Source organism: Candidatus Rickettsia tasmaniensis (assembly GCF_036857515.1).
In the GTDB taxonomy this organism is placed as follows: Bacteria; Pseudomonadota; Alphaproteobacteria; order Rickettsiales; family Rickettsiaceae; genus Rickettsia; species Rickettsia rickettsii.
Genome location: NZ_JAQCNX010000014.1, coordinates 21,009 through 36,736, shown reverse-complemented (window position 1 = coordinate 36,736; position 15,728 = coordinate 21,009). Strand labels below are relative to the sequence as shown.

Below are 15,728 nucleotides of genomic sequence, written 5' to 3'. Positions count from 1 at the left end.
TTTTGTGTTTATGTGTTTGCTATATGCAAATTTAAATTTTGATTATTAAATTATAACTTATAATGGGATATTAAAATGTTTATCTCTAATATTTTTCAAAAATTCTTTTCTTTTTGTTTTATTCATCACAGCTGCAGTTTATGCGGATCAAAAAAAAGTAGCAGTCATTGTTCCACTTGAACATGCCGTAATGACTAAGATTATATCAGGAATTAAAGAGTCGCTAAAAGATATAGATGCAGAAATTATAGTTAAAAATGCTTATGCTGATTCTAATATTTTACTTGCCATTATAAAGCAAATAACAGATCAGGATATTGATGTAATAATTCCAATAGGCACGACAGCCAGCCAAACTGTTATTTCTCATATAACAAATAAACCGATTGTTTGTGCTGCTGCTATGATTAATAGTAAAAACCTACCTTTAGTTACCGGTGTTAACGATGAGATAAAAATCACTGACACCATTAGTAAATTACCTTTTTTACAGAATATCACTTTAATTTATAGCAGTGGCGAGAAAGTTATACCTGAAGTAGAAATGTTAAAATTATATGCTGGAAAAAACAATATTTCTCTGCACACGGTAATGATACAAAATTTCAATGATATGCCTGTGGCTGTAAAAAATGCTCCTGAAAATACGCAGAGTTTTATAATTTTGAAAGATCATTTAATAGTCAGTGGGATTAATATTTTAAAGCAAGAAGCATTTAAACGCCGTATTCCGATAATTGCTTCCGATGAAGGTTCGGTAATTAGCGGGGCAACTATTGCGGTAGGAGTACAAGAGAAGCAAATAGGCGTAGAAGCAGGTTTAATGGCAAAAAAAATCTTACAAGGAATAGAACCGAAAGATATTCCATTTGGGGATATGAAAGACTTAACTTTATTTATTAACCTTAAATCATTTGTTAAACAAGATATTCTTACTAAAGAAAATTTATCCGTACTTCCTTTCACGCGTAAAGAACTTGAAGAGTAGTAACATGAACATTTTAGTTACTGCTCTTGAGCAATCCTTAATAATGCTGCCGCTTATTTTAGGGATGTATATAAGTTATCGGATTCTCAAAATTACCGATCTTACCGTAGACGGTACTTATGTACTTGGTGCGGCAGTGTTTGCCCGCAGCCTTTCATTTGGGTTATTTCCTGCATTAATATTTGCCGTAATAGCAGAGGCGGAATTATAGGCAGTATAGTTTAGTTTTATGCAGAAGAATAACCGCATTAACGGGCTTATAGCCGGAATACTTACAAGTTTTATGTTTTATTCGGTTAACTTACAAATTATGCAGCGTCCTAATATATCGGTTCTTGGTATTCTATTATCTATATTAGATCTCGAAAATTGGTTAATACCTTTAGTAATAATCAATTGTCTTATTATATGTTCAGTTATAATTTTATTAAAAGGTAAGCTCGGTTTATTTCTTCGTGCTTTTGGTTTTAATAAAGATTTATTGATTAATTTAGGAAAACCTGCCGAGCTTTACCGTACTATCGGTTTTAGCATAAGTAATTGTTTGGCTGCTTTAACCGGTACTTTATCTGCACAAGTAAATGGTTTTGCCGATATTAATATGGGTTTCGGGGTGGCACTAGTCGGTATCGGTGTAATTGTTATAGGACGTCATATTTTAATCCATGCTAATAATTTTAATGCGTTTAAAGAGATATTTTCTTGTTTGATAGGTAGATTATTTTACTTTATTGCTCTGGACTTTTTACTCCGAATTGGCATCGATCCCATAAATCTTAAGCTTATTTTAGGGATGGTATTGTTTATTTCGTTGAGTTCTATAAAAAGAGAGGCTATTTACCGAGCTAACCCTTGAAGAAAATATCATTTTGTAGGAAAGTAGATTCTCTAGTAATGAACGGTTAACAAGTAGCGAGTTGTTAGAGCTTACAGGTTTGCCTAAACGCTTTTTGCCTTTACTTTCACAGCCATTAGGTAAATTTTCCGGTGGAGAAAAGCAGATTATACTGCTGGCACTTAGCATAGCTCATCCACCTAAAATATTATTTCTAGACGAACATACGGCAAATTTAGATCCGAAAGCTTCTTTGGAAGTGATGAAAAAGACAGCAGAGATTATAGAGAAACATAAGATAACTTCCGTTATGATCACGCATAATTTAGAAGATGCCGTAAATTACAGCAAAAGGCTTATAGTCTTAGATAGTGGTAAGGTAGTACTAGACTACCTAAAACCACCGGGTTTTTCTTTAAAAGAACTTAAAGAGATTTTAAATTAAAATTGAATATCTGCACCTATCTGTTCGGTTAATTCAGTACCGAAAGAATATTCACAAATCTAATCTATTAACTCACTTTTTACATTCTCGTTAGTAGTCTGATAAAGAAGCACGAAATTAATAATATCATCCTTATTTTCCCTATTGTAAAGGCGTGTCTTCACTTCAGCCGATAACTTTTCTGCTGTTGAAGTTGATGGAGCCGGTACTACTATAGGGGTTGCTACAGGAGTAACTAATGCTGGAGCTGCTACAGGATTATTATCATTAACATTATAATTTAAAACTTTTTCTATTAACTCTGCTCTTGTATCTTCATTAATACTAATCTCAATTAATGTATTAATAATGCCATCTTTATCTTCACCGTTTTTAAGACGTTGCATAACATCTTTTAATAATTTTTCGTGTGTATTTTTTGCAAACCCTTCTTCATCCGGTAAATCATAATTATAATCATTAACATCCATGTCTTTATAATTGTTGGCTGATTTTGCACCCAAGTATTTTTGTATGGTGTTAATTTTTAATTGCTCATTAATATGAGAATTATATTTTTTAATGCATAAACTATCTTTTCTTTATCAACACCTATCTTTACAAGTTCTGCTATACTGTGATCGAATGGATTACACAATAGAACGCCTTGTCCTATATCAGCACCTTTAGATATTAACTTCTTAAGTAACCATTTATCTCTCGATGTTAGTGCGTGATTAAAAATTGACTCACCACACGCATTAATGTTAAGATTAACGTTATTATTTAAAAAGAAGTCCAGTAACGTTTTATTTTGACCTGATTCATGCTTTAGTAGCAAATAGAAAAAAGGTGTGCCGCCATAATTGTCTACTGTATCAATTTCACTGCCGGGTTGTAATAAAATTTGAGTTATTTCGTGCTGTTTAGAATAAGTCGCATAATGTATAGGTATACGTCCCTTTCCATCTTTAGTATTAACATCCACATTTTTTTCAAGTAAAAAGTAAAAAGCTTCTTATTTCCTATTGTTGCCGCATAATGTATAGGTGAGTATAGATATTCATGCTCAACTTCAGAACTTGTCCCTTCGTCTAATAAAATTTTAACTATTTCTTTAGTGCTTGCATAAAATAATGCCGTATTTCCTTTTTCATCCTTAGCATTGACATCATGACCTTGCTCAATTAATTTTTGAACAATATTTGCATTTTCGGCTGAGGCTGCTATACTAAACGGTGTACGGTTGTCTTCAGCTTCAATTAAGGTGTCGTATATTTCAGGGTTTGGTGCACGTACATTGTCCTCTGCTGCTATTTCTGTAGAAGTAGTGGTTTTGTTACTGGTGCCGGTGCCGGTGCTGGTGCTGCTACCGGAGCTATTACTGGAGTATTATCGTTAATATTATAATTAAAAAGTTTTTCTATTAATTTCTCTTTTGTAACATCATCTATATCAGAATAAAATTCAGGATTCATAATTAATCCGTTGATAATTTTATTTTTATCATCCTCATTCTTAATATTTTTCTTCATCTCAGCAAGCTTTTGTTCTGCTTTGAATTCAGGCAGTGCTGAGCGTGCATTAGCGGAATCAGTTAGTATTTCTTTAATTTCTGGTTTAGATGCATAATCTATAGGTTTTTTCCTTTAGCATCTAAAGCATTAACATCGGCACCTTGTGAAAGTAAAAGTCTAACATTATTTACATTCCCTATACGTGCTGCATTATGTAAAACCGTACTACCGTACTACCGTCTGGAAGTCTGTAATTAGCATTATTTGTTGGTTGATTCATCATATAAATATTCCTTTATGTTTAAATATTATTTTGTCGTGCGAGCATTATACATAATATTTGAATTTCTGCAAGCTAACAATTAATTTTTTAATTATTAATTAATAAAATTTAATATTTGTAGTGATGTTATTCTTGCGGAAGCGGGAATCTAGAAAAAAAGCGAAATTATTTGAGTTTTTAATTTTAAAAATTTAGTATGTTTATACTTTTTAGTGACTGAATTCCCGCTTCCGTGCATGGGTGTCAAATTAAGAGCAGTCTTACTCAATGTCATACCCACGAAAGCGGGTATCCATAAAATGACTGTCACCCCGTGGCTTGGCCACGGGGTCCAGAAAAAAATTAAAAAAGACTGGATCCCGCGATCAAGTCGCGGGATGATATTAGAGGTTAATGGATTCCTGCTTTCGCAGGAATGACATAGATTCTTAGTTGACACTCATGCGTTTCCACAGGAATGGTATAAGAATTAAGCAATATCGCCTGTTAGTTCAGTTTCAAAAAGATTAGCTGAATCATAAATTATTTGCTCTGCAGTTTCAGTCCAATAAGAGGTTGTTTCGGTACTTTTCATATCAAATGTGATATTTAGTTTTTCCTCTGTTTCTTTACTTGTTGCTACTTCCTTTAATATAATATCACTACCCATGATTTTAAAACTAGGATGTAAAGATAAAAGTGTCTTGAATGCTTTATATTCTAAGGATTGTGTATCGTTGTTAAAAAATGTGGCAATACTTTCAAGCTTTTTTGTAAAAGTAGGATCTTCAAATATTCTTAATGAAGTAATTGGGGAGTGAAAATATGGAAGGTTATTATCCATGTGATATTTATATTCATCATAATTCTTTTTTAAAAAACCTTTGTATTTGTTGTAACTGTCTAGGAAATTTTTATTTCCTGTTTTATTATCTGAGTTAACTATCGCATCTTTAAGAAAGTTATTTACTACTTTATGATGAATATCATTTGAATATTTGAGTTCAAATATGGCTTTAGGTCTTATCTCATCAATATTAACATTATTAATAGTTGAAAAATTATTAGAGATATTATTAAAGGTTAGTGGTTTATTATAAGTTAATAAAGATTTAAGTATAATCTCTTGATTTACATTTAAATGCTCAAATGTCCAAACTCTTTCAGGAGGGTTATTGTTATCTACTATTATTTCTGCACCATGTTGAAGTAAAATCTCAATTAATCCTTGCTTTTCAATTGGTGTGATGGTTTGACTTTGCATTATGCTTGTTAAAGGAGTGAAACCAAAATTAGCATCAGCACCATTTTTAAGTGAAAGCTTGGCAGTCTTAATATTTTCATCAAATACTGAAGAATATAAAGGAGTAAAGCCGTAATGATTTTTTATTTCTAAATCAATATTAGTAGCATTTTGAAGTAAAAATTCCATTTTATCTATAGAATTAAATTATATGAGTTTATGTAAAATCGTTTGTCCGTAATTATCCTTAATATTAGGACTAGCATTATGTTCAAGTAATAATTTAGTTCTGTCCATATATCCTGTAAATAATGTATGGTGTAATGCTGTTTCTCCACGTGCATTTTTGTGTTCGTCAAGATTAATGCCTTTTTTTAATAAAGCTTGAACTTCGCTAAGCTCACCAAAAGCGAGTGTTGCGAATAGATTGTTTTCATGATCATTCATCATAGTTTTTTCTCTTTTTTAAATTAGTTGAAATTATTATTTTTATACAATTCCTAACTAATTCTTAAAAAATTGAAATATATATAAAAATATTGGAATTGTCATTATACACAATATTTTTAATTTTTGCATTTAATTTTTGCAAGTTAATAGTTAATTTTTAACTATTTATTAGATTTTGGATAAAACCAAACGAGGAGTAAACAGATTAGAAGACCGATATTTAAGAGTAGATTATACTCTGTCATAGAAATACCAAAGATTTTGATGGCGGGTTTCGTGCAGGACGTGGTTGGCTGCGAGTAGAACATTTGTTTGATATATTGTATAGACAAGCCTTTCGGGATACGAATCATTGATGAACAAAGAGCACTTGGTTGTACTATGCCTCTTTCTACGAAGCTATGATAGGTTGATAATATGCAAGAGCTAAGGATAGTTAGGAAAATGAATATTAAAGTATACTTACTTAACTGTCGGATGATTAAAGCAGTTAAGCAAATTTTGATTAGGGTTAAATAGGGAAATCGTTCGTAAACGCATAAAGGACAGGGTGTATAATGGCATATATATTCAGCAATATAAGCGGTAGCAAGTGCTATTATAGAAATTGCAATCAGTCCTAAATGTAGAACTTTATAGCTATCTTTTCTGATGTAATTTATAATAGTATTAAATGGCATGGTTTTTGGCATGGTTTTTTTGTTCTTAATGTCATTGCAAGCGACTGCCAGGAGCGTGGCAATCTCAGGAAGTTTGATGAGATTGCCACGTCGCTTCGTCCCTCGCAATGATGGCGTTTAATTTGATATTTTACAAATAAATAAATTTAGTATATTGTCACTGATTATTAATTAAAGTGCAAGAAAAATCAATGTCAGAAATTTGGGAAGATGCTATTAAGTCAAACGCGTGGCCTTTTGTTGAGGCTAAGAAGATATTAGACAGCTTAAACGGTAAAATTCCTGAGAAGGGGTATGTATTATTTGAAACGGGTTACGGTCCTTCAGGTTTACCTCATATCGGTACTTTTGGTGAAAATGCCCGTATGGTGATGGTACAGAAAGCATTTGAGCAATTATCCGATATTCCGACTAAACTAATTTGCTTTTCCGATGATATGGACGGGCTTCGTAAAGTACCTAGCAATATCCCAAATCCTGAAATGGTGGCACAGTATATGGATATGCCGCTTACTTCTATCCCTGATACATTCGGTGCATGTGAAAGTTATGGGCATTATATGAATGCAAAGCTTCGCTCATTCCTTGATAAATGCGGCTTTGAGTATGAATTTTATAGCAGTACTAACTGTTATAAAGCTGGTATGTTTGATGAGATGCTGATAATGGTGCTTGAGAAATATGACGAGATAATGGAGCTAATGCTACCGACTTTTAGAGAAGAGCGCAAGGCTACCTATTCACCTTTCATGCCTATATGTCCGAAAACAGGTAAGGTACTGCAAGTACCTATAGAGAAATGGGATGCTAAAGCAGGCACTGTAACGTATAAAGACAAAGCCGGTAATTATATAGAAGTACCAGTAACGGGAGGGCATTGCAAATTACAGTGGAAGCCGGATTTTGGTATGCGTTGGGCTGCGCTTAAAGTCGATTATGAGATGTACGGCAAAGACCATTTGGCAAATGCTCGTCTTTATTCGGAAATTTGTCGAGTCCTAGGAGGAAAGCCGCCGGTGCAGTTATGTTATGAGTTATTCTTAGATGAAAACGGTGAGAAAATATCAAAATCAAAAGGTAATAGTATTAGCGTTGATGATTGGCTTAAATATGCTCCTGTTGAAAGTATGGCATTATTTATGTATCAAAATCCGACTAGAGCTAAGCGTTTGTTTTTTGATGTAATTCCTAAAAATGTTGATGAGTATATTACTTTTAACCAGAAGTATCATTTAGAAGAGGATAGGGTAAAGCGTTTTGCAAATCCCGTTTATCACATCCATCACGGAAATGTACCGAAAATTGAGACTTTTGAAATTACCTATTCGTTGCTTTTAAATCTTACTTCTGTGTGTAATCCTTCGGATAAATCGGTGCTTTGGGGATTTATTAGCAAATATGAGCCAAAAGCAACTCCAAATACTAACCCTTATCTTGACCATTTAGCAGAGTTTGCTATAAGATATTATAATGACTTTATTAAAGCACATAAATCATATTTATCTCCTTCTGAAAAGCATAAGGTTATTTTGCAGGATATATTAAATATGTTATCTGATATAGCTGATCAAACCGAAGCTGAAGCAATTCAGAAAGCAATATATGATATAGGAATGAAAGCAGGATATGAAAATCTGCGTGATTACTTCAAAGATTTATATCAAATATTGCTTGGACAGAATGAAGGTCCAAGACTTGGGACTTTTATAAAGCTTTACGGGGTGCAGGAAATGAAAAAGCTGGTTGAAGGGCAGTTGTAGCCTATATATCATTCCCGCATGGGTATCTAAGCGTCATTGCGAGGAGCGAAGCGACGTGGCAATCTCAGGAAGTTTGACGAGATTGCCACGTCGCTTCGCTCCTCGCAATGACGTTAAAATAAAAACTATTAACAAATGAATGAAATTTTTTGTAGTACGTTACCTATTTTTTTAATTACACTGCTTGGTAGTATTATCAAAAATAAATGGTTAACTTCAGAAGAATTTTGGCGTGGTATTGAGAAATTATCGTATTTTGTACTATTTCCTGCCATGCTGTTTAATTACGTATCGACTGCCGATTTAAGCGTTGCATCCATAATTAAATTATTAGTGGCTCTTATTATATCCACTATTCTTGTATCAATCGGTCTTATAATTTACCAAAAAAAATACAACATAGATAAAGTCCAATTTACTTCCATTTTTCAAGGATCGATTCGTTATAATAGCTACATTTTTTTTGGGGTAAGTAGCCCCTTGCTTGGTTCTAGCGGGCTTTCAATCGTTGCCGTTATTTCTTCTTATATGATTATTTTTACCAATATTTTATCGGTAATGATTTTCGCTTATTATATCCCTAATAAATCCGTTACTAATACTATTAGCACTAGTTTTGTTTTAATGATGAAATTAATTGTGCGTAATCCGTTAATTATCGCAAGTTTAGTAGGATTCGTTTTTAATTACTCAAATCTTGAATTACATTTAGGGCTTAAGAAAACGTTAGATAGCCTTTCTAATGCCGCTTTAGCTATCGGTATGCTAAATGTTGGGGCAGGGCTTAATTTTACTATTAGACAAGAGCTTTTACATAATGTAATGTTTACAAGCTTTGTTAAATTAGTTGCATTTCCTCTAGTTAGTGTAGTAGTACTATGGTTAATGTCTATTGACGGATTAGATAGATCGGTAGGAATATTATATAGCTGCCTTCCATGTGCGAGTACGGCTTATGTTTTATCTCGTCAACTTGACGGTGATCCTGATTCTATGGCGTCGATTATAACATTTACTACTTTTTTCTCGGTAGTCACTATATCAATTATTATGTATATAATGGGGTGAATTTACCACGTCATTGCAAGCGACTGAAAGGAGCGTGGCAATCTCAGGAATGTTGCCTGAGATTGCTTCGTCGATGCCTATTGCGTCTGCTCGCAATGACAAAAAACCAAAATAAACAAATAAAACAGGAATTTCTAAAATGGATGAAATGAATAAAATAAATTATGCTGAGGCCCTTGCATATCATGAAAAAGATAAGCCTGGTAAGATCGCTATCTCTGCAACAAAGTCTTTAGTTACTCAGCAAGATTTATCACTTGCTTATTCCCCAGGGGTTGCGGCTCCTTGCCTTGAAATTGCTAAAAATTTAGAGGATGTATATAAATATACTGCTCGCGGTAATTTAGTTGCCGTAATCTCTAACGGTACTGCCGTACTTGGGCTTGGTAATTTAGGAGCTGCCGCTTCAAAGCCGGTGATGGAAGGTAAAGCGGTACTATTCAAAAAATTTGCTGATATTGATGCAATTGACTTGGAAGTGAATACGGAAGACCCTGAAGAATTTATTAATGCTGTGAAGTATCTCAGTTATAGTTTTGGGGGTATTAATCTTGAAGATATTAAAGCTCCGGAATGTTTTATTATAGAAGAAAAATTAAAATCTTTAATGGATATACCGGTCTTTCATGACGATCAGCATGGAACAGCGATTATTACCGCCGCAGGGCTAATAAATGCTGCGTATCTTACTAATCGCAAGCTTGAAGATTTAAAAATCGTAGTTAACGGAGCAGGTGCAGCAGCTGTTGCTTGCATTGATTTATTAATTGCTCTTGGAGCCGATAAATCAAAGATTATTGTATGTGATACTAAAGGTGTTGTTTACAAAGGACGCCTAGAAGGTATGAATAAATGGAAAGAGCTATATGCAAGTGATACCAAGTTTAGAACTTTAGCGGAAAGCTTAAATAACGCTGATGTATTTATAGGGTTATCGGTAAAAGGGGCAGTAACTAAAGATATGGTGAGTAGAATGGCAAGTAATCCGATTATTTTTGCTATGGCTAACCCTGATCCGGAAATTACTCCGGAAGATATAAAACTTGTGCGCGATGATGCGATTATAGCAACAGGGCGATCTGATTATAATAATCAGATTAATAATGTTATGGGATTTCCTTATATTTTTAGAGGAGCATTAGATGTAAGAGCTAAGACTATTAATACGGAAATGAAAATAGCTGCAGCAAAAGCCATTGCAGATTTAGCCCGTAGACCTGTACCGGAAGAGGTGTATAAAGCTTACTCAGGGCGTAAGATGGTTTTTGGTAAGGAATATATCATTCCTGTACCGTTTGATCCTCGTTTAATTACCGTAGTAGCAGCGGCAGTTGCCGTTGCTGCAATAGAAAGCGGCGTTGCTAGGGTTAAAGATTTTAGTATAGGTAAATATAAGAAAGAATTAGGTAGCAGATTAAATCCTACTGCTAACTATATGAATTTCTTAGCTGAAAAAATTCATAATGCACCGCTTAAACGGATTGTTTTTGCTGAAGGTGAAGAAGAAGAAGTAATTTCTGCCGCTCTTATGATGCGAGACAAGAAATACGGTCATCCGATTATAATTGGTCGTGTTGAACGAATTGAGGCTATGTTAAAAAAGATAGGTCAAGATATTAGCTTAGACGGAATTCAAATAATGAATGCGGCCTTAAGCGATAGTTTAAAGAAATATACTGATTATTTATATAAAAGACTTCAGAGAAAAGGTTATTTATACCGTGATTGTGCAAAGCTTGTTAAAACTGATAAGAATATTTTCGCTGCTTGTATGTTAGCATGCGGTGACGGTGATGCTCTTTTAACCGGTGTTACGAAAAGTTATATCGATAGTTTAGAAGATATCATGAAAGTCATTTCACCAAAAACTAATCGTAGCATCCTTGGCTATTCAATTATGATTGCTAAAGATAATAATATTATTATTGCCGATAATTGTATTACAGAATATCCAAACAGCTGGGAACTTGCACAAATAGCAACCCAAACTGCGGAAATTGCTAAAAATATGGGCATCACGCCTCGTGTTGCACTTCTTTCTTTTTCAACATTCGGTAATTCTTCTAAGGCAAAAACAGCTCGTATTCGTGAAGCAGTAAATATACTAGATAATTTTAGCAAAGACAAAGAAGAGCTGAGTGGCATGAAGGTAGATTTTGAATATGACGGAGAGATGTCGGTTAAAGTGGCTTTAGATGGTGATTTACGTAAATTATATAAATTTTGTAGATTATCAGGATCTGCAAATGTATTAATTATGCCTGGTTTAAATTCAGCTGCTATTTCTACTGAGTTGTTACAAGAATTTTCGTCAAACAGCTTTATAGGTCCTATAACAAACGGTTTTGAAAAACCCGTTCAAATACTTCAAGCTACAGCAACAGCTAATGAAATACTAAAAATAGCAATTTTTGCTTGCGTTGAAGCTATAAAAGAGGTTTAATTACTATATCTTTAAAATCAATTAACTTGTGAGAGGTAAAGTGGCGTCGATTACAGAATTTCATAAAAATATACAAGAAATTACAAAAGATTTACGAAAACATGATCCTCAAATACCTGATACCAGTAAAAAACCGTTAGCTTCTAGAGAAAATTCTGAAGATCTAATACATTCTGATTTAGGAAAGCCTGTACGAAATAAACCGTTTTCTTTTGATGAAGAGTTAAAGAAAAAAGTTCAAAGCAGACAAGTAAAGGATTCTTTCGGGCAGCAAACAAAGAGTACAGAAGAAAAAATAGATAATCATGCAAAACGTATAGAAGAATTAAAGCAAAAACAGAAAGAACTAGAAGAGAGGAAAAAGGGGCTTGAAGAAAAAAAAGCTAATTCTAATATTACTAGAGAAGAAAGATGGAAAATCGCTGCAGAATTAGAAGCTATTAATAATCAATTTAAGGCTATAGAAAAAGAACATAATACTACTAAGAGTGCTTCCGATAGAGAAAAAAAGTTTGATTATAAAAATAAACACTTAACTTCTACAAAAAGAGAGCCGACAGCTGCAGATTTACAGCAACAAGGAGCATTAGCAGCTATAAAACGTATGAAAGAAGAGAAGATAAAGCAGCAGCAAGCAGAAGCTGTTAATCAATCTTCAAAAAATACTCCAACTATGCCTAGCGGTACTATACCGATGCCGCCTCCAATGCCTGGAAGCAGTATTCCTATTCCCACATCGCCTCCGCCACCACCTATATCAATTCCAAAAACTATAAAAAAAGAGGCAAAGGATATTGGTAAACAAATGCCTCAAGGAGGAGATAAGCACAAAGAAGAACTAGCAAAAGCTATGAAAGCACGAAGAGAAAAAATAGGAAAGCAAAACTCAGGCAGAAGAAGGTAATTATTATAGTATTATAATGGCTCTTTTCTCAAGTTTTATCATAAAATGAGCTGTTAGTCTCTAAGAAGATTTAATTTTGGTTATTTTTTGCTGCAAATTATAAGGTTTCTTTGAAATAGAAGTAGCTATTCTTTCAAAAATCTTATTAATTTTCGCTAAAAAATACCTCAAAATAGCAAATCAATTAGAACTCTTCATAGAGCCTAGCGAATTAGAACGATTTTACAATTTAATTGCAGTTTAGCCCAAATTTTATCTGCAGTATATATAGGATAGCCTGTAATTAATCCTAGGCTAATGCAAGCTCTGTCACCAAGAGATAAGCCAAATTGTTCTGTTTCTTTCTTTAAGCGTCCAATTTCTATAGCTTGATCAAAATCTAAGGCTACAATTTTATTTATTGAAGTTGAGATCATTTCTTTACTTTGAATAAAAGATATGTTCAATTTTTTATCTAGTTCAGCTACTACTTCTGCTATATTTACTGTAGACATAATAGATAATGGTAATAATTCTTCGACCTTATCACTACCAGTTTCTGAGTTAAATAATGCAAGTAAAGTAGATGAATCTAAAATATATTTATTCATTATTAAATTCCTTTCTTCTTGATTCAATTAAAGAGTCAGCTAATGATATGTTATCTTTATTTCTAGATTTTACTAATGCTTGAAATTCTTTAATTTTATTTTTTAGAGGAATCAATGTTAATTCTTTATCAAGTATTAGCATTAACTGATCTCCTGAGGCAAGATGTAATTGATCACGAATTTTTGCAGGAATATTTATTCTGCCATTTTCAGATATAGTAACTTTATACTCTAAGTGCATATTTTTAAAACGGTTAAAAATTGAATATATACTAAATATAAAATATTATAATTAAAACTACAATAGTAAAATAAATATAAAAGATTTCTATATTGAAATTATGCTGTAGTTGTTCCTATTTCAAAAAAATCTTATAATTTGTAGACACAAAGAGTAAAAATAGATTAAATTAATTTTCTTTCACACAGCCTAAATAGTTGGTATCATATGATGTTGCCACAAAAAGAAAATATTATATGTCTAATTCAGCTTTTTTAGTTGCATTTTTTACAACGATTATCCGTTATTATGATTATGCTCTATTCGGTTTATCGGCTAGTATTCTTGCACAAAATTTCTTGCCTAATATAGAGCAGGATAAACAACTACTCGGTTTTTTTGCTATTCTTAGTGCAGCCGTTATAGTACGACCTTTAGGGTCCTTAATTTTTGGATTTATCGGAGATAAATACGGGCGTACTAAATCTATCAAGATATCAATGTGCATGAGTAGCATTTCTACCGGATTAATTGCTATTACTCCTTCCTTTGAGATAATAGGTATTTTTGCTACGGTAATACTAACATTATGTCGCATGGTTTTTTTAGCAAGTCTTGCCGGAGAAGTTGACGGAATAAAGGTTTATGTAGCTGAAAAAACAGGAGATAATCGGAAAAATTTAAATATAGGAATAGTTTCATGCTGTAGTCAAATAGGTGCATTACTTGCGGCTATAACTTATTATTACGCTAGTAATTCCGATATCCAATATTTATGGCGTTTTAATTTCTTTATTGGTGCAATATTTGGTTTATTTGCTATTTTGATGAGAAATTTTTTTAAAGAAAGTAGCAAATTTTTAAGAACGTCATCAAAAAGTACCTTGCGGCAAATTATATGGAATAATAAACTATCCGTTATAATAGCATTACTAATAAACGGTGCTATTGGAGGAGTGTATCACTTTTTAGTAATTTTCTTAGGAGTTTTTTTAACAAAAATAGCTTTTATAAATCATCCTGAAATAAGATTTATGAATATAGCTCTTACTACTACCTATGGAATATCAGCTGTTTTTGCAGGACTGTTTGCCGATAAAATAAACCCTTTAAGACAGATTACATGGGCTTTATTTGCCAGCATTATTGTTGCTTTAGGAATGCAAATAATGTTATACAAACAAATATTTAATATTCTCTGTCCCGTTATATTAATAGGACTTGCAGCATTTTATGCAGTACCGCTACAAATTATTGTTCAATCCTTATTTAAGACTAATGTTAAAATGAGGCTTTATAGTCTATCACATTCTTTTGGAGGTATTATTCTATCCTCAACTACTCCTTTCTTTAGTATGTTGTTATGGCAAAATTTTAAGTCACTATCTCTAACTTTAAGCTTTTTCATATTTTTGCTTATAATATTAATGAGTACAGTGTTGGTTTTACGTAGGATGTCATCCTCACAAAAGTAAAGCCTTGTTGCATGGCTTGAAAAACCTACTCAATGTCATCCCCGCGAAAGCGGGGATCTAGAAAAATAACTTCAAAAGACAAAATAAACACATAAAAAACAAGTTTTTTATGTGTTTTACTGGAGTCCCGCCTCCGCGGGAATGACATAAACGAGCCATGCAACAAGACCCAAAAACAAGAATAACATCAATTGCCTTAGATATTTCTTCCGCCTTTACTGCAACCTGTAGGTTTTATGCTAGGACTACTTGAAGATTTGGAGCTTTGCTATGCTTGTGTCCCAATTTGCTTCGCTTCTTTTGCTAAGTTTTCAAATGTGTCTTTTAAGTTTTTTGTATTGCCTTTTAGCTTTAAATCGTGAGTTATTTCGTTAATATTCAATTTTTCAGGAGTTGGATGATATATGGGTTCTTTAGATTGAGTATGTTTAGAATGTTCTATTGCAAATTTTGTACGAGGTCTTATTAGTTTATTCTCTTTTCCTGTACCTTGCTGTTTTTCTTCCTCCCATTTATCCCATTCCGCCGGTGATGTCCAGTATCTTGTTATTTTACTATCAAAGCCTTTTTCAAATTTGTTGATTAAATTTTTGGTGCTATTCTCTTTAATTTCTTTACCTCGATTTTCAAACTCAAAATTTTTCTGAGGAGTTATATAGTCAGATTGAGTATTTTCATGTTGTTTTTCTACAGTCTGTTTCTTTTCTTCTGTCCAGTATTTTTTGATTTTGCTGTCAGAGTCCGCTTCAAATTTTGCTATTCTATCTTTTATACCGGTAACTGCTCCTGTAGATATTTTAGGTTGATCTTGGGTTGATTGCTTAATATGTTTCGGAGATGTATTTTTAGATAATTCATAAGTCAAAGAT

The 15,728-nt window shown here is 32.9% G+C and carries 14 protein-coding genes and 6 pseudogenes; 8 read left to right on the top strand and 12 right to left on the bottom strand.

Features of this window, described 5'->3' with window-relative positions:
* Positions 1–75: 75 nt before the first annotated feature.
* From O6R16_RS03385 to O6R16_RS03375, 3 pseudogenes are all read left to right on the top strand, one after another.
* A pseudogene (locus tag O6R16_RS03385) lies at positions 76–988 on the top strand (ABC transporter substrate binding protein).
* A 4-nt stretch (positions 989–992) separates the two neighbouring features.
* Positions 993–1,844 (top strand): annotated as a pseudogene (locus O6R16_RS03380) (ABC transporter permease).
* Positions 1,813–2,268 (top strand): annotated as a pseudogene (locus O6R16_RS03375) (ATP-binding cassette domain-containing protein); the annotation flags it as partial. The pseudogenes O6R16_RS03380 and O6R16_RS03375, both read left to right, overlap by 32 nt.
* 79 nt (positions 2,269–2,347) lie before the next feature.
* On the opposite strand, the pseudogene O6R16_RS03370 reads toward O6R16_RS03375, so the two are convergent.
* The 8 genes and pseudogenes from O6R16_RS03370 to O6R16_RS03335 form a co-directional block, all read right to left on the bottom strand.
* Positions 2,348–2,771, bottom strand: a pseudogene (locus O6R16_RS03370) (hypothetical protein).
* A 23-nt stretch (positions 2,772–2,794) separates the two neighbouring features.
* Positions 2,795–3,235: an ankyrin repeat domain-containing protein gene (locus O6R16_RS03365; RefSeq protein WP_499680009.1), complete on the bottom strand. Its 441-nt coding sequence runs from the start codon at positions 3,233–3,235 to the stop codon at positions 2,795–2,797.
* Positions 3,160–3,477, bottom strand: a complete 318-nt coding sequence (locus O6R16_RS03360; protein ID WP_499680084.1) for an ankyrin repeat domain-containing protein — start codon at positions 3,475–3,477, stop codon at positions 3,160–3,162. Before O6R16_RS03360 ends, O6R16_RS03365 begins: the two co-directional genes overlap by 76 nt.
* A gap of 83 nt (positions 3,478–3,560) precedes the next feature.
* On the bottom strand, positions 3,561–3,782 hold the full coding sequence (locus tag O6R16_RS03355; protein ID WP_499680095.1) for a hypothetical protein: 222 nt from the start codon (positions 3,780–3,782) through the stop codon (positions 3,561–3,563).
* Between the two features lie 98 nt (positions 3,783–3,880).
* Positions 3,881–3,964, bottom strand: a complete 84-nt coding sequence (locus O6R16_RS03350) for a hypothetical protein (RefSeq protein WP_499680083.1) — start codon at positions 3,962–3,964, stop codon at positions 3,881–3,883.
* A gap of 552 nt (positions 3,965–4,516) precedes the next feature.
* A complete protein-coding gene (locus O6R16_RS03345; protein ID WP_499680008.1) occupies positions 4,517–5,458 on the bottom strand; it encodes an ankyrin repeat domain-containing protein in 942 nt (313 codons plus the stop codon).
* 18 nt (positions 5,459–5,476) lie between these two features.
* Complete coding sequence (locus O6R16_RS03340) at positions 5,477–5,719, bottom strand: ankyrin repeat domain-containing protein (protein ID WP_499680007.1); 243 nt, start codon at positions 5,717–5,719, stop codon at positions 5,477–5,479.
* A gap of 161 nt (positions 5,720–5,880) precedes the next feature.
* Entirely contained in the window at positions 5,881–6,399 is a 519-nt protein-coding gene (locus tag O6R16_RS03335; protein WP_499680082.1) for a disulfide bond formation protein B, read from the bottom strand.
* Positions 6,400–6,590: 191 nt separating this feature from the next.
* Between O6R16_RS03335 and O6R16_RS03330 the strand changes: the two genes are divergently transcribed.
* The 4 genes from O6R16_RS03330 (at position 6,591) to O6R16_RS03315 (ending at position 12,574) form a co-directional block, all read left to right on the top strand.
* The gene (locus O6R16_RS03330) at positions 6,591–8,159 is read left to right on the top strand and encodes a lysine--tRNA ligase (RefSeq protein ID WP_499680006.1); all 1,569 of its coding nucleotides are present in this window, start codon (positions 6,591–6,593) and stop codon (positions 8,157–8,159) included.
* A 135-nt stretch (positions 8,160–8,294) separates the two neighbouring features.
* The gene (locus O6R16_RS03325) at positions 8,295–9,227 is read left to right on the top strand and encodes an AEC family transporter (RefSeq protein ID WP_499680005.1); all 933 of its coding nucleotides are present in this window, start codon (positions 8,295–8,297) and stop codon (positions 9,225–9,227) included.
* Positions 9,228–9,366: 139 nt separating this feature from the next.
* Complete coding sequence (locus tag O6R16_RS03320) at positions 9,367–11,670, top strand: NADP-dependent malic enzyme (RefSeq protein ID WP_499680004.1); 2,304 nt, start codon at positions 9,367–9,369, stop codon at positions 11,668–11,670.
* A gap of 40 nt (positions 11,671–11,710) precedes the next feature.
* Positions 11,711–12,574 carry a hypothetical protein gene (locus O6R16_RS03315; protein WP_499680003.1) on the top strand — a complete coding sequence of 288 codons (864 nt, stop codon included), beginning with the start codon at positions 11,711–11,713 and terminating at the stop codon, positions 12,572–12,574.
* Positions 12,575–12,777: 203 nt separating this feature from the next.
* On the opposite strand, the gene O6R16_RS03310 is transcribed toward O6R16_RS03315, so the two are convergent.
* Together O6R16_RS03310 and O6R16_RS03305 are read right to left on the bottom strand one after the other, a co-directional pair.
* Positions 12,778–13,164, bottom strand: a complete 387-nt coding sequence (locus O6R16_RS03310) for a type II toxin-antitoxin system VapC family toxin (protein WP_499680081.1) — start codon at positions 13,162–13,164, stop codon at positions 12,778–12,780.
* Positions 13,157–13,405, bottom strand: a complete 249-nt coding sequence (locus O6R16_RS03305; protein WP_499680002.1) for an AbrB/MazE/SpoVT family DNA-binding domain-containing protein — start codon at positions 13,403–13,405, stop codon at positions 13,157–13,159. The genes O6R16_RS03310 and O6R16_RS03305 overlap by 8 nt, the downstream gene beginning before the upstream one ends.
* 236 nt (positions 13,406–13,641) lie before the next feature.
* Here O6R16_RS03305 and O6R16_RS03300 point away from each other — a divergent pair, with 236 nt between their 5' ends.
* Positions 13,642–14,859, top strand: a complete 1,218-nt coding sequence (locus O6R16_RS03300; RefSeq protein ID WP_499680001.1) for an MFS transporter — start codon at positions 13,642–13,644, stop codon at positions 14,857–14,859.
* A 196-nt stretch (positions 14,860–15,055) separates the two neighbouring features.
* Here the strand turns inward: O6R16_RS03300 and O6R16_RS03295 are convergent.
* Positions 15,056–15,241: pseudogene (locus O6R16_RS03295) on the bottom strand (hypothetical protein).
* A gap of 141 nt (positions 15,242–15,382) precedes the next feature.
* A pseudogene (locus O6R16_RS03290) lies at positions 15,383–15,724 on the bottom strand (hypothetical protein); the annotation flags it as partial.
* Positions 15,725–15,728 lie beyond the last annotated feature (4 nt).

Excerpts from the sequence above, each read along its gene's own strand:
- O6R16_RS03355 (WP_499680095.1), bottom strand. The coding sequence starts at position 3,782 with ATGAAGAAAAATATTAAGAATGAGGATGATAAAAATAAAATTATCAAC.
- O6R16_RS03345 (WP_499680008.1), bottom strand. The coding sequence starts at position 5,458 with ATGGAATTTTTACTTCAAAATGCTACTAATATTGATTTAGAAATAAAA.
- O6R16_RS03340 (WP_499680007.1), bottom strand. The coding sequence starts at position 5,719 with ATGATGAATGATCATGAAAACAATCTATTCGCAACACTCGCTTTTGGT.
- O6R16_RS03335 (WP_499680082.1), bottom strand. The coding sequence starts at position 6,399 with ATGCCATTTAATACTATTATAAATTACATCAGAAAAGATAGCTATAAA.
- O6R16_RS03330 (WP_499680006.1), top strand. The coding sequence starts at position 6,591 with ATGTCAGAAATTTGGGAAGATGCTATTAAGTCAAACGCGTGGCCTTTT.
- O6R16_RS03325 (WP_499680005.1), top strand. The coding sequence starts at position 8,295 with ATGAATGAAATTTTTTGTAGTACGTTACCTATTTTTTTAATTACACTG.
- O6R16_RS03320 (WP_499680004.1), top strand. The coding sequence starts at position 9,367 with ATGGATGAAATGAATAAAATAAATTATGCTGAGGCCCTTGCATATCAT.
- O6R16_RS03310 (WP_499680081.1), bottom strand. The coding sequence starts at position 13,164 with ATGAATAAATATATTTTAGATTCATCTACTTTACTTGCATTATTTAAC.
- O6R16_RS03305 (WP_499680002.1), bottom strand. The coding sequence starts at position 13,405 with ATGCACTTAGAGTATAAAGTTACTATATCTGAAAATGGCAGAATAAAT.
- O6R16_RS03300 (WP_499680001.1), top strand. The coding sequence starts at position 13,642 with ATGTCTAATTCAGCTTTTTTAGTTGCATTTTTTACAACGATTATCCGT.